This is a genomic window from Arthrobacter sp. P2b, from assembly GCF_900168295.1.
Taxonomy (GTDB): Bacteria; Actinomycetota; Actinomycetes; order Actinomycetales; family Micrococcaceae; genus Arthrobacter.
In genome coordinates, this window is sequence record NZ_FVZL01000002.1 from 289,099 (window position 1) to 302,022 (window position 12,924).

Sequence of the window (12,924 nt, forward strand, 5' to 3'; positions counted from 1 at the left end):
CGCCCGCCGCCCTATAATTGATAGTTGCGCCTGCCGGCGGCTAGCTGACCGCCAGGTGCACCGACCGCTCCCTCCAGGAAAGGCCCTCTGTGCGCGTCCTTACGATCATTCCCACGTACAACGAACTGGAATCGCTGCCCAAGACGCTCCAGCGGCTCCGGTCTGCTGTCCCGGCCTCGGACGTGCTGGTAGTGGATGACAACAGCCCCGACGGCACCGGCAAACTCGCCGACACCATCGCGGCCGGGGACTCCCAGGTCCACGTCCTGCACCGCAAGGGCAAGGAGGGACTGGGCGCCGCCTACATCGCAGGGTTCAAGTGGGGCCTGGACGCCGGCTACGACGTTCTCGTGGAAATGGACGCGGACGGCTCCCACCAGCCCGAGCAACTGCCCCAGCTCCTGGAGGCCATCGAGCAGGGCGCAGACCTTGCCATGGGTTCCCGTTGGGTGCCCGGCGGACGCGTGGTGAACTGGCCCCTCTACCGCCAGGCCATTTCCCGGGTGGGCAGCACCTACGCCCGCCTGATGCTCGGCCTGAAAATCAAGGACGTCACCGGCGGATACCGCGCCTTCCGCCGGACAACCCTGGAAAAACTCAACCTGGACCAGGTGGACTCCGTCGGTTACGGCTTCCAGGTTGACCTGGCGTGGCGGGTGGCACGGATGGGCCTGCGCATCGAGGAACGCCCCATCACGTTCGTGGAGCGCGAACTCGGCGCCTCGAAGATGAGCGGCAACATCGTGGTCGAAGCCATGATCAACGTCACCAAGTGGGGCCTGCAGGCCCGCTGGAACACCCTGAGGGGCAAGAAGCCCTCCGCCCAGCCCTAGGCTGGCCGCCGTTCCGGACCGGATCATCACCGGTCCGGACGCGGAACGCGAAAAGAGGGGCCGTTCCTGCACTCACGTGCAGGAACGGCCCCTCTTTCGTTGAAAAGACCTAGGCCGAGCGGCGTTCCCCGCGGCGTTCGCGCAGGATGGTCAGCCGGTCCTCGAGGATCTGCTCCAGTTCGGGCAGGGAGCGGCGTTCCAGCAGCATGTCCCAGTGCGTGCGGACAGCTTTGTCGTTGCTGGTATCGGGGCGTTCGCCGTCGACCAGAAGCGCTTCCTTGCCGGTCTTGGAAACCCACACGGGGGGAATCTCCGCTTCGGAGGAGAAAGTAACAAAGACCTGCTCGCCGTCCTCGCAACGGTACTCGACACGCTGACGCGGTGCCGGCTCGACTCCGGACTCGGTCTCCATGCTCTGCGCACCAAGGCGCATACCCCGCAGGCTGCGATCGCTCATGATTTCTCCCTCTTATCGGTTCGCGGAGTAGAACCCCGCGCCAGCCGGTGGTGACGAAGCACCGCCGGGCTACTGTGTGCTCTGTGCTGCATCATAAGATTCAACGCATTGCGAAGCTTTGTTGTTCCAGCGGATTGCTCCTGCCGGACAAATACCCAATTGTACGGGTGCCATGCCGCAGGGAGCAAAATAAAGGAAGGGATCCGGGCTGGTGAACTGGTCACCGGCGCAGATCCCTTCCAGTTTTACGGCACTGCCTACGGCTCGGAGGGCTTGGCTCCCACCTCGTCGAACAGGCCACCGGTTGCGCCCGGATCGGGGTTGGTACCGCCCAGGGCGTTGCCGATCCCCTTCAGGGCTTCGCCGACTTCGCTGGGGATGATCCACAGCTTGTTGGATGATCCTTCGGCCAGCTTGGGCAGGGTCTGCAGGTACTGGTAGGCCAGCAGCTTCTGGTCAGGGTTGCCGCGGTGGATGGCATCAAAGACCTTTTGGATGGCCTGCGCCTCACCGTCAGCACGGAGGATGGCAGCCTTGGCGTCGCCCTCGGCCGCGAGGATGGAAGCCTGCCGCTGTCCTTCTGCGGTGAGGATGGCTGACTGCTTGGTTCCCTCGGCCGTGAGGATGGCGGCGCGGCGGTCCCGCTCGGCGCGCATCTGCTTTTCCATCGAGTCCTGGATGGAGTGGGGCGGATCAATGGCCTTCAGCTCAACACGGGAAACCCGGATACCCCAGCGTCCGGTGGCCTCATCCAGGACACCGCGGAGCTGGCCGTTGATCTGGTCACGCGACGTCAGCGCTTCTTCAAGGTTCAACCCGCCCACGACGTTACGCAGCGTCGTGGTGGTGAGCTGTTCCACGGCCTGGATGTAGTTGGCAATCTCGTAGGTTGCCGCGCGCGGGTCAGTGACCTGGAAGTAGACCACGGTGTCGATGGACACCACCAGGTTGTCCTCGGTGATCACCGGCTGCGGCGGGAACGAAACCACCTGTTCGCGGAGATCCAGCAGCGGCAGGAGCCGGTCCACAAAGGGAATCAGGATTGTGAGGCCCGGGTTGAGCGTGCGCTGGTACTTTCCAAGCCGTTCGACGACGCCGGCCCGTGCCTGCGGAATGATCCGGACGGAGCGGACCAGAACGATAATCACGAACACGATCAGGACTACCAGCACGATGGCCAATGCGGCTCCTCCTGCGTTTTCCATACGTTTCCTTCTTCCCCAATTAGTAAAGCTGTGTCAGGACTGGCCGGTGGTGGCCGGCGGAGCCGAGACCACAGCCGTGGCGCCGTCGATGGCAGCCACGACCACCTTCTGGCCCGCGGGAAGGACCCCCGCTGCCGAGCGTGCGCTCCAGATGTCGCCGCCGATTTTCACGAGGCCGCCGTCAGAGGTTACGGCTTCCATCACCACGGCCTGCTCACCGATGAGCCGGTCCACATTGGTCCGCTGCTCGGCCGGGCCCTTCTTCAGGTGGGACAGTGCCACCGGGCGGACGAAGGCGATCATCAACAGGGAGACGACGCAGAAAACAACGATCTGGAGCCATCCGTCAGCGCCGGCAAAGTCGGCCACCAGGGCGGCGAGGGCTCCGCCGCCGAGCATGATGAAAAACAGGTCAAGGGTGATCATCTCGATCACTGCAAATGCCAGGAAAGCCGTGAGCCACAGGGCCCACCAGTTTTCCCCCAACCATTCGAACACCGGTTCCCCCTTCGTTACGGGGAACCGCGTGCGCGGACCCTCCGGTAACTGTCCTTCCATCCTAGTCCGGGCGCATGAGGTGTGGGCTGGCTCATGCCGGGCGGCCAGGGATAGTGGCCAAGTCGTTACGCGGTTGCCGTCTCCTTGGGGCGGAAAAGCAGGAGCCGGAACTTCGCTTCGGTCCGCACGGGTTCCGGGAGGTCGTCAAACCGTTCACCAATGGCATCCCGGTCCGCGTGGTGCCCCGCGGGACCCATGAAGGCCAGGTCTGCTGCTTCGTGGCGCGTGAGGGCAAGGGGAACATCGATGTCGGACGTGGCGTCAATGTCAAAATAACGGGCCATCGCCGTTGCCAGCCGCGCATCCTTGCTCTCCTCGATCGAGAGCATTCCTGCTGTTGCCACGAGGTTCCCCAGGTGCCCGGTACGGGGAGTGATAACAACCAAGCGGCCCGCCGGCCGCAGGATCCGTGCAAATTCAGCGGGATTGCGCGGCGCAAACACCACCGTGACGGCATCGACAGACCTGTCCGCCAGTGGGAGTGGCTGCCACACATCCCACACCAGGTTGACTGCCTCCGGGTTCAGCCGGGCGGCGCGGCGCAGCGCGAACTTGGAAATGTCCAGGCCTACCGCTGTGACCTCACGGCCCTGGGCCGCGGCAGTATCCAGCACCTGCCGCAGGTAATGCCCGGTTCCGGTTCCCGAGTCGAGGATGGCTCCATTGTGATCGGACAAACAAGGCACGACGGCGGCCGCCACCGCTTCGGCCAACGGACGGTAGTGCCCGTGGCCAAGGAAGTTGACGCGGGCCTCCACCATCGCCGCGGTGTCAGCTTCGAAGGCCGTGCCCTTGCCCACCAGCAGATTGAAGTAGCCCTGCCGGGCTGCGTCGAAGCTGTGGCCTGACGCGCAGGCCAGCCGGCGTTGCCCCGGCATGCGGGAGGGCGCCGCGCCGGCTGCGGCCGCAGTGGGACCGCCCGTAGTGGCACCGGCGGTATCCGCACCGGCAAAAACCAGCGGAAGCGAGCACACCGGGCACAGCAGGGGGAGATGGTCGGAAGAGGGCATTGAACCATCTTAGGGTGGCCGCAATGGGCCGAGGCGGGGATGGCCAGGCACGGGGAAAGGCTTAGCCGGCGCTGATACCTGCAGGTCCGTCGTCGAACCCGAGGCCCTGGCGTGCCCTGCTGATTCCGGCCTCGGCCCAGTGCGCGGCGTACTCGGTGTTGGTGCTCAAGGACCTCAGCTGGGCACGGTCCAGGTAGAGGATGCCGTTGAGGTGGTCCGTCTCGTGCTGCACGATCCGGGCCTGCCAGCCGGAGAACTCCCGCTGGACCGCCACGCCGTCGGGCGTTTCAAACTCAAGCAGCACGCTCTCCGGTCGGGCCACCACAGCCTGGAGTCCGTTCAGTGAGAGGCATCCTTCGTAGAAGGAAGCGACCCCGGACCCCTGGGCGGTGTACCTGGGGTTGAGGACAGCGAGGAACTCCAGCGGGTTCCGTTGACGCAGCGCGGCCGCCTCCGGGTCGACGTCGAACTGGTCCTCGACCACCGCGAGCTGCAGCGGTATGCCAAGCTGGGGCGCCGCCAGGCCCACTCCCGGTGCCTCGTGCATGACCTGGCGCATGAGGTCGATGAGCCGGGCAAGCTGGTCAGCAGGCAGTTGACCGTCAAAAGCGGCAGCCCGCTGTCGGAGTGCGGGATGGCCCGCTTGGACGATGGGCGGCAACGTCCCGGCGGAGAGGATGTGTTCCACAAGTTCGCGTATCTGTTCTGCGGTGAGGGTGGTCCCGGGCGCGGCGTGGGTCATGACGAAAGCCTACTGAACACCGGGGCGCTTCCGCGGCTGGGCTAGTGTCTATCCCATGGCTGACTTCCCCTCCCACCCTGACTCGCCCCTGGACCGCGTTCTCGGGTTCATCCGGGTACTCGAAGCCGGCGGGGGAGCGGCCGGGATCAAGCCCTTCCTGGCCGACTCATTCGTACTGGAGGAAGCCCCGCACCTGCTGGCTCCGGAGGGCTCCAGGCGGACCTTGCATGACGTGCTGGCCGGCGCAGACCAGGCGGCGCAGGTGGTCGCGGACCAGAAGTTCGCCATCCGGCGCACCACGTGCGAGGGCGGTCGGGTGGCTGTAGAAGCGGATTGGTCGGCAACGGTGCTGATGGACCTCCCGTACTGGGACCGGGGAGACACGATCCGGGCAAGGACCTCGTCTGTCTTTGAAGTCAGCAACGGCCTGATTGTCAGCCAGGACAGCTACGACTGCTACTTCCGGTAACTAAACCTGCTGTATCCGGGAAACCAGCGGCCGTTGTTGCATGGTGAAGCGCCTGGCCACCCACCGGTTAAGTGCCGGGGTGGCGGCGGCGGCTCCAACGCCTGCAATACGCAGGCGGAGCAGGGCGGGCGGCAGGGGGCGGCCCAGCATCATATTGATCTCCGACTGTCGCCTGGCCAGGATTGCCGCGCGCCGCCGGGTTTCGTCGAATTTCCGGAATCCGTGGTCCATGGGGCGGCCGGCCACGGCTTCGCGGATGAGCGGCACCAGCGCCTGGACGTCGAGCCAGCCGAGGTTCATGCCCTGGCCGCCAATGGGGCTGATTTCATGGGCTGCATCCCCGATCAGGATGGTCCGCCCCACGACCATTCGGCGGACCAGGGTGGAGCGGACGCTGAACGCCGAGAGCATGCTGTTGGTGCCGGGATCGGGCCGAATTCCGGTGCGCTGCTGTACGAGTTCTGCCAGGTCGCCTGCCCCTGCGGTTTCCGCGGGCCGGGTGAGGCGGACCACCCAACGCCGGACTCCGCCCGGAAGGGGGAATGACTCGACAATCCCCCCGGGCTCGAGGAACAGGACGGCCATGTCCCCATGGATGCCGGGGTCAGCGAAGTCGCCCATCAGGTAATGGTCCGGGTAGGTCCTTCTCTGCACCGGCACGCCCAGGACATCGCGGAAGTGTGACCGGGCACCGTCGGCGGCGACCACCAGGGACGCCGTGAAGTTCCTGCTTCCCGGCGTGGCACCCGGCTGAGCCTGGACCGAAACGCTGGGCCGGCCGCCGTCGTCCGTTACAGCCGTGGCCTGCACACCCCTCAGCAGCGCTCCGCTGTCCAGGGCGCGGACGCGGTCCTCCAGTAGCTGCTCCGTCCGGAACTGGGGGAGGGCCAGAACGAAGGGAAAGTCCTCCGACACCGTGTCGAAGCGCATGGTGCCTACAGTTTTTCCGCCGCTGACAGCCATTCCGGTGCGGATGGGCACACCCTCCCGGACCATCTCGTATGCCACGTTGACCCCGTCCAGGGCTGCAAGGGCGGGCGGGTGGATGCCGATGGCGCGGGAGTGGGCATCCCGCGCCGGTCTCCGTTCGAGCACCCGCACGGAAATGCCTTCCTGCAGGAGCGCCGCGGCAAGGTACAGGCCAACCGGTCCGGCGCCCACGATCACAACGTCGGTGGACACAGTCAGTTCCTGCGCCAGGCGAGGACCTGGTGGAAGGTAGTGCTGCGCTCAACCGTCCAGCCCGGAGGAGCGATTGCCGCCAACTCCGGGGGCGTGTAGCTCCGCCGTATCGAGGTCAGGCCGTCCGCCCGGATGTAGGAGCGGGGGAAGGGCAGGGCGGCCACCCCGAACAGTGCATAGGCGATGGGACTCCGGCGGAGGTCATTGTGCAGGGCCTTCTGTGCCGCCAGGATCTGCGAATGCGCCAGCAGCTGCTGCAGCTCGTCTGCACTCAAGTGATGAAGGACATGGTTGGAGATCACGGCGTCGTACGTCCTGCCCTCCTGGACCAGGTCTCCGCTGTGGGCCTGCCGGAATTCGACGCCCCGGACCGGCTGCCGCTTCGACGCGAAGGCGGCGGCCCGCGGATCGGGGTCGATGCCCGTGATCCGGAGCGTCAGTCCGTCACGTTCCGCCCAGCGGGCAAGCATGACGGCAAGGTCGCCGCCGCCGGAGCCGATGTCCAGCAGCGTGGCGGTACCTGAGCCGGCGGTCATCATGGGGAGGAGTTCACGCCGGTACAGCCGGCGCCAGCCGCCCAGGACCCTGTTGACCACGGCAAACTGGCGGTAGGTGTTGTCCAGGCGCCACGGATCGCAGTCCGGCAGGTCCATCAGTTCCACGACTCCGGCGGCGCGCTCCCGCATCAGGAATCCCACCCGGTCAGGACACCGGCGCTTCTGCCGGTTCGTAACGGGCGTCCCGTTCGGGCATCGCGTTGCTGACGCGCGGCGCTTGGGGCAGCTTGGTGAACATGGCCGTCTCCACCGTGAGTCCCGGGCCGAAGGCCATGGAGCAGATCCGGTCGTCGCCAGGTCCGCTGCCGGCGGGTTGGTGATCGCCGGCTTGGGTGTCTCTGATTTCGTTGTCCTGGTCGAGGATGTGCTTCAGGACGAACAGCACGGTGGCACTGCTCATGTTGCCGTAGTTCCGCAGGACCTCGCGGGCAGGAACCAGCTGCTGGTCTGTGAGGCCGAGCCGGGACTGGACCTTGTCCAGGATGCTCCGCCCGCCCGGGTGGATGGCCCAGTGCCGGATGGACGTGTAGGGGAGTGCCTGCAGTTCAGGTTCCCGGGCCAGGAGTGGCTGTAGCGCGCCCACAATGTGGTCGTCGATGATGTGCGGAACGTAGTTGCCCAGCACCATTTCGAAGCCGTGGTCACCGATGTTCCACGCCATGGAGTCCTCGCCCACGGGGGTCAGTACCGTTTCGAAGTGGTCCAGCTGCAGCAGCGAGGCTTCTTCCGCGCCCGGCCTGGCGGTGACGACGGCGGCAGCGGCACCGTCGGCGAAGAGTGCCGAGCCCATGATGGTGTCGGGGTCGTTGGATGTCCGCACGTGCAGGGAGCACAGTTCGGCGCACACCACCAGGACGACGGCGTTGGGGTCGGCCTCGCAGAAGAGCTTGGCGGCGCGCAGCGCGGGGAAAGCTGCATAGCAACCCATAAAGCCCAGGTGGTATCGCTGGACTGCCGGATCCAGGCCCAGCTCCCGCACGATCTTGTAGTCCGGGCCGGGGTTGAAGAAACCTGTGCAGGAGACGGTAACGAGATGAGTTATGTCAAGTAAATCGAGTTCCGGGCAGGCGTCCACGGCGGCACGGGCGGCCTCGACAAAGAGTTTGGTAGCTTCCCGGGCGAAGATGTCGTTGCGTACCTTGGTGCTGGGATTCAGCAGGAGGCCGGTGGCAGGGTCGTAGAACTGGGGGTCATCGGAGCGGAAGTCGTTGGTGAGTTCGTCGACGGCGGTGAACCGTGTGTCGATGGCCGCGGAATCAAAGCACGTATTCACCAGCCTGGAGCCCAGCCGCGTTAATCCGGACTGGGCCGCAAATACGTCACGGGCTTCTGACTGGATCAGCATCGTCTTCGGGACTGCAGTTTCAAGTGATCGCACGTAGACCGTCATTGACACATTCTTAGCGAGGCCCCGGATTAAGACAATGGTTCAGGCTTTTGACCTGCGCATTTGTCCTGGTAACTCTTGCAGGCGTTCCAGGCCTTCCCGACCCCCGTCCGGGCCCCTCTCCGAAACGCCGATAATCTACATTATGTAAAGTAGCGCTAATCCGGACCCTCCCCGGGCTAACGCCGGGACCCCATCCCAGCGCCCACTAAGGCGCCGACACCCAGGCCAAGCGCGAAACCCACCACCGGACTGTCGAAGACTGCCAGGCCGAGGGTGATTCCAACAGCGGCGCCCAAAAGGCAGCAGATCCACAGTGGCTTGTTCACAGGACCTCCAGGGTGGGCAAAAGTACTCGGAACGCCTAAACCAGTAGTTACTTCATCATGCAGTAGCAGCTGGCCACAATGGACCGTTCACAGGTAGCCCGCCGGGAAGATTCGGGTACCTCACCACGGGTGCCAAACGCCGGCCGGTCTTCTATCGTCGTTCGCACATGCCATCTTCGGCTTCTGCCGGCAGTCATCGCCACATTCCTTCGCCGGCTTATGCAGACGGCTTCGGTGCACAACAGCCAGGAATCATCATGCCGCTTTCCCCTGAACCCGCAGAAAAAAGCGCGGTGTTGTCCCCACTCCCCCAGGCATCCGGAACGCGTGACACCGCCCGCGAGGACGCGCTCCGGCAGGCCCCGGGCAGGCCGGTGCTGATGCTCCGCCCGGCGCCCGTCAAGGTCCGTGCCATCACCTGCCACGCCATCGCCTACACCGTCACGCATGTCCTGGTGGAACGGGACGACGACGCCGGATACCAGGCAAGCTGGGAGGCAAGTTGGCTGGTGCGCCGCCTGTAGGTAACCAAGTATGGGGGTACTCGAATTCGAGTACCACTTACGCATGTTGACGTCAACCGGCCCCCGTAGTCTCGAATTCAGGGCAGCAGCTTTCAGGGCTTCTGCCAACGCTCCAGGTGGGCAGATCACGGTGATCTCTTCTCCTGAGGATTGATTGCCGGCCGGATCCTTGCTGAAGCTCGAGGAACAGGACTCACTACCCACGACCGGGGTGTATCCCCGCTCCATTGTCCAGCTCCTATGCGAGGGTTCCATGACACTTCCATCGCCATCTCCTTCATCCCCTGCGGCACCTGTCTTCTTCGACGCAAGCGGCAAGCGCTGGCGCCGGATTCTCAGCTGCCTGCTTGCGCTCATGCTGTTGATGGTCCTGTCAGTTGTGATGGTCCTCCCCGCCGCCACGGCCCCGGTCCACTCCGGGCAGCAGAATCAGGTCGCGACGTACCCCAGGCAATTGCTGGACCTGCAGGACCTGGAAAACATCCCCAGGATCGGAGTGGACCTTGGCGAGGCCACGTTCCACAGGATCGCAACGGTAGAAAATAAGGACGGCAAAGTTCTGCTGAAGGATCCCTTCAGTGACACCGTCTGGCGGGAAGCCACACCGGAAGAGTCAAAGCTGATCGGCGCCAGTCCCTATGTTGTGGAGGCCTACGGCAAGACCAAAGAGCGCACGCTCATGCTGACATTCGATGACGGCCCGGATCCCAGGTTCACGCCGGAAATCCTGGACCTGCTGTCCCGCGAGGGCGTACCGGCCACGTTCTTCACTGTCGGGGACAACATCGTCAAATATCCTGACATCTTCCGGCGCATGGTCCGGGAAGGCCACATGGTGGGCAACCACACCATGTCGCATATCGACTTCTGGGCCCACGATGATGCCTTCAACCGCCAGCAAATCATCGGAACCGACCGGGTCATGCGTGCCGCCGACAACTACGAGTCCCGGTTGTTCCGCATCCCCACCGGCGACCCGGAGAACAACACGCTGGCACTGCTGCAGTCACAGCAACTCGGTTATCTGCACGTCAGCATGGACCTGGATACCAGGGACTGGGAATACCTCCCGGAAGCCGAAATCCCCATTCCGGAGCTGAACGGCGAAGGACACATCGTCCTCCTCCACGACGGAGGCGGGGACCGCAGGGGAACCATCGAGATGCTGAAGAAATTCATTCCCCAGGCGAAGGCGCAGGGCTACACTTTCGCCACCCTGCAACCCTTGCTGCCGGCCGACTACGTGCCCCAGCACAGTGTGCCGGCAAGCGTTGAAGACAACGTAACCCTCGCGGCGCTGACAACCTACCTGGTGACCCCCAACCTGCTGCTGAACTGGCTGTTCTGGTTCGGCATCGGATCCCTCACCATCCTCACGTTCCTCTTCGTGGTCCTGGCCATCGTCAACAACAGGCGCCAGAAGAAGCGCCGGTGGGAGGAGATCGCCGAATCAGAGTGGCCATTGGTCAGCGTGATCCTGCCGGTCTTCAATGAAGAACTCGTGGTGGCGAAAACCCTCGATGCCCTTCAGGCCAGTGACTACCCCCGGCTGGAAGTCATCGCCATCAACGACGGCTCTACGGACAGTACCCTTGCTGTCCTGAGGGAGTATGCCGAATCATGGCCCGGCCTCCGGGTCCTCGACCAGGCCAACGGCGGCAAATCCGCAGCCAGCAACTATGGAATCGAAGAGGCGCGCGGAGAGATTGTGGTGACTCTGGACGGCGACACACTTTTCGAGCCCCAGACGATAAAAATGTTCGCCCGCCACTTCCTGGCCCCCCGGAACGGCAAGGAGGTTGGAGCCGTTGCCGGGCATGTTAAGGTGGGGAACCGCCGGAACATCGTCACCGCCTGGCAAAGCCTGGAGTATCTCTCCGGCATTTGTGTCACCCGCATGGCAGAGGGCCTCATGGGCGCGATCTCCATCGTTCCCGGAGCGTGCGCTGCATGGCGCCGTGAGGCACTGCTGAAAGCCGGCGGCTACTCCCATGACACACTGGCTGAAGACGCCGACCTGACGCTTTCCCTGCAGCGCCTGGGGTACAGCATCGTCCAGGAAAATGAGGCCGTGGCGTGGACTGAAGCGCCCCTGACATTCCGCGGGTTGTTCAAGCAACGGCTGCGCTGGACATACGGCAACTTCCAGACCCTGTACAAGCACCGACGCATGCTGTTCAACCCGAAGTTCGGGGCGCTGGGAATGCTCACCATGCCCTATGCCCTCATTTCCGTCCTTGTCCCGCTGCTGTTTATGCCGCTGACAGTCGCGGTGGCCTTCATCAGCCTGAGCCGCGGGGAATGGCAGGCCATCGCCATCTTCTCGGCGTTCGTGGCAGCAACCCACCTGCTGATTTCGATCGTGGCCGTGATCATGGTGCGGGAAAACCCCCTCCACCTGCTCATGGTGCCCATCTACCGGCTGATCTACGAACCGCTGCGCGCCTACGTCGTCTTTGGTTCGGCGCTCCGCGCCCTGCGCGGTTCAGCGGTGGGGTGGTACAGGCCCGAACGCACCAACAGTGTCATCCTGGCGGACCTTCCGGGCCAAACCACCACCCCTGTTTCCCCCGGCCCCCTCTCCCCCAGCACCACGTGAGGCGCGATGCCAGGGGCAGCATCAGCGTTCTGGCGGCCATCGCGGCAGTTGCCGCGATGGCTGCCTGTGGATCTGCGCCAAGGGACGACACCAGCGGGGAGGCCGGAGTGAATCCTGGCGAACAGGTCTCCCCGTGGTTCGGGGGTTATCTCGACGTCACGCTCCTTCCGGCACTCCGCCTCGAGGATGCCCCCGCGGGGGGACCGTCCACCACTGTCCTTTCCTTCATTAGTTCCGACCCCGCCCGGCCCTGCGAACCCTCGTGGGGCGGGTCCTACGATCTGGAACTGGCAGGCGACAAGCTTGACCTTGACGCGCAGCTGGAAGCCTACCGAAGCGCGGGGAACAACGTTGCGGTATCTTTCGGCGGCCAGAAAGGCACGGAACTGGCCGTTGCCTGTTCCGACGAGGAATCCCTTGCCAGGGCATACGCCACGGTCATTGCCAGGTATGGCCTCGACGTCGTGGACCTGGACATTGAAGGGCAAGGAGCCTCGGACCCCGCTGCCGCCGCCAGGCGGGCCACCGCCATGGCACGCCTGCAGGCCGAACGGCCATCCGGCAAGCCGCTGCGGGTCTGGCTCACGCTGCCCGTTTCGCGGGACGGGCTGACGCCCGCCGCCGCAATTTCAGTTGAAACCATGCTCGATGCGGGCGTCGAGGTGGCGGGAATCAACATCATGACCATGAACTTCGGTCCGCTCCCTGCCGGCCTCAGCATGTTCGATGCGTCGGCAGCGGCCGCAGAAGCAACCCATCGCACACTCGTGGATCTTTTTCGGAAAGCAGGCAAGCTGAACGGGGACGAACAGGCCTGGAGCAGGATCGGGCTGACGCCCATGATTGGCGTGAACGATCTGGAGGAAAACGTGTTCACGCTCGATGATGCTGAGCGCCTCAATGCCTTTGCGAGGGACCGCGGCATCGGCAGGATGTCAATGTGGTCCCTCAGCAGGGATACCGCCTGCGTGCCGGAGCACCAGGGCGTGTCCCACAGCTGCAGCGGGGTGGAGCAGGAAGCCCGCCAGTTCGGCAGGCTGCTGGGAAATGGGTTCACGGAAGCCCCTTGATG

General features: G+C 64.5%; 13 protein-coding genes. 5 read left to right on the forward strand and 8 right to left on the reverse strand.

Annotated features, from left to right (window positions below):
• The first annotated feature begins 89 nt into the window (after positions 1-89).
• Complete coding sequence (locus B5520_RS05920) at positions 90-833, forward strand: polyprenol monophosphomannose synthase (protein WP_079596143.1); 744 nt, start codon at positions 90-92, stop codon at positions 831-833.
• A 109-nt stretch (positions 834-942) separates the two neighbouring features.
• Here the strand turns inward: B5520_RS05920 and B5520_RS05925 are convergent, their stop codons facing one another.
• From B5520_RS05925 to B5520_RS05945, 5 genes are all read right to left on the reverse strand, one after another.
• Positions 943-1,290 (reverse strand): RNA polymerase-binding protein RbpA, encoded by a 348-nt coding sequence (locus B5520_RS05925; RefSeq protein ID WP_013600997.1) that lies wholly within the window; start codon positions 1,288-1,290, stop codon positions 943-945.
• Positions 1,291-1,547: 257 nt separating this feature from the next.
• Complete coding sequence (locus B5520_RS05930; protein ID WP_079596144.1) at positions 1,548-2,495, reverse strand: SPFH domain-containing protein; 948 nt, start codon at positions 2,493-2,495, stop codon at positions 1,548-1,550.
• A 33-nt stretch (positions 2,496-2,528) separates the two neighbouring features.
• On the reverse strand, positions 2,529-2,993 hold the full coding sequence (locus B5520_RS05935) for an NfeD family protein (protein WP_079596145.1): 465 nt from the start codon (positions 2,991-2,993) through the stop codon (positions 2,529-2,531).
• 125 nt (positions 2,994-3,118) lie between these two features.
• Positions 3,119-4,063, reverse strand: a complete 945-nt coding sequence (locus tag B5520_RS05940; RefSeq protein WP_079596146.1) for a putative RNA methyltransferase — start codon at positions 4,061-4,063, stop codon at positions 3,119-3,121.
• 61 nt (positions 4,064-4,124) lie between these two features.
• A complete protein-coding gene (locus B5520_RS05945; RefSeq protein WP_079596147.1) occupies positions 4,125-4,805 on the reverse strand; it encodes a peptide deformylase in 681 nt (226 codons plus the stop codon).
• Between the two features lie 55 nt (positions 4,806-4,860).
• Here B5520_RS05945 and B5520_RS05950 point away from each other — a divergent pair, with 55 nt between their 5' ends.
• Positions 4,861-5,274, forward strand: coding sequence for a nuclear transport factor 2 family protein (locus B5520_RS05950; protein ID WP_079596148.1), 414 nt, complete (start codon positions 4,861-4,863; stop codon positions 5,272-5,274).
• Here the strand turns inward: B5520_RS05950 and B5520_RS05955 are convergent, their stop codons facing one another.
• Genes B5520_RS05955 through B5520_RS05965 form a run of 3 tightly spaced genes read right to left on the reverse strand, consistent with a single transcriptional unit; the run spans position 5,275 to position 8,403 of the window.
• Complete coding sequence (locus B5520_RS05955) at positions 5,275-6,456, reverse strand: FAD-dependent oxidoreductase (protein WP_104443440.1); 1,182 nt, start codon at positions 6,454-6,456, stop codon at positions 5,275-5,277.
• 2 nt (positions 6,457-6,458) lie between these two features.
• Positions 6,459-7,142 (reverse strand): class I SAM-dependent methyltransferase, encoded by a 684-nt coding sequence (locus tag B5520_RS05960; RefSeq protein WP_079596406.1) that lies wholly within the window; start codon positions 7,140-7,142, stop codon positions 6,459-6,461.
• Between the two features lie 16 nt (positions 7,143-7,158).
• Positions 7,159-8,403: a type III polyketide synthase gene (locus B5520_RS05965; protein WP_079596149.1), complete on the reverse strand. Its 1,245-nt coding sequence runs from the start codon at positions 8,401-8,403 to the stop codon at positions 7,159-7,161.
• 583 nt (positions 8,404-8,986) lie between these two features.
• On the opposite strand from B5520_RS05965, the gene B5520_RS05970 reads away from it, so the two are divergent.
• The 3 genes from B5520_RS05970 (at position 8,987) to B5520_RS05980 (ending at position 12,922) form a co-directional block, all read left to right on the forward strand.
• Positions 8,987-9,253 carry a hypothetical protein gene (locus B5520_RS05970; protein ID WP_079596150.1) on the forward strand — a complete coding sequence of 89 codons (267 nt, stop codon included), beginning with the start codon at positions 8,987-8,989 and terminating at the stop codon, positions 9,251-9,253.
• Positions 9,254-9,506: 253 nt separating this feature from the next.
• Entirely contained in the window at positions 9,507-11,852 is a 2,346-nt protein-coding gene (locus B5520_RS05975; RefSeq protein ID WP_079596407.1) for a bifunctional polysaccharide deacetylase/glycosyltransferase family 2 protein, read from the forward strand.
• 107 nt (positions 11,853-11,959) lie between these two features.
• Positions 11,960-12,922, forward strand: coding sequence for a chitinase (locus B5520_RS05980; protein ID WP_079596151.1), 963 nt, complete (start codon positions 11,960-11,962; stop codon positions 12,920-12,922).
• Positions 12,923-12,924: the final 2 nt, after the last annotated feature.

Excerpts from the sequence above, each read along its gene's own strand:
- B5520_RS05925 (WP_013600997.1), bottom strand. The coding sequence starts at position 1,290 with ATGAGCGATCGCAGCCTGCGGGGTATGCGCCTTGGTGCGCAGAGCATG.
- B5520_RS05930 (WP_079596144.1), bottom strand. The coding sequence starts at position 2,495 with ATGGAAAACGCAGGAGGAGCCGCATTGGCCATCGTGCTGGTAGTCCTG.
- B5520_RS05940 (WP_079596146.1), bottom strand. The coding sequence starts at position 4,063 with ATGCCCTCTTCCGACCATCTCCCCCTGCTGTGCCCGGTGTGCTCGCTT.
- B5520_RS05945 (WP_079596147.1), bottom strand. The coding sequence starts at position 4,805 with ATGACCCACGCCGCGCCCGGGACCACCCTCACCGCAGAACAGATACGC.
- B5520_RS05950 (WP_079596148.1), top strand. The coding sequence starts at position 4,861 with ATGGCTGACTTCCCCTCCCACCCTGACTCGCCCCTGGACCGCGTTCTC.
- B5520_RS05960 (WP_079596406.1), bottom strand. The coding sequence starts at position 7,142 with ATGCGGGAGCGCGCCGCCGGAGTCGTGGAACTGATGGACCTGCCGGAC.
- B5520_RS05965 (WP_079596149.1), bottom strand. The coding sequence starts at position 8,403 with ATGACGGTCTACGTGCGATCACTTGAAACTGCAGTCCCGAAGACGATG.
- B5520_RS05970 (WP_079596150.1), top strand. The coding sequence starts at position 8,987 with ATGCCGCTTTCCCCTGAACCCGCAGAAAAAAGCGCGGTGTTGTCCCCA.
- B5520_RS05975 (WP_079596407.1), top strand. The coding sequence starts at position 9,507 with ATGACACTTCCATCGCCATCTCCTTCATCCCCTGCGGCACCTGTCTTC.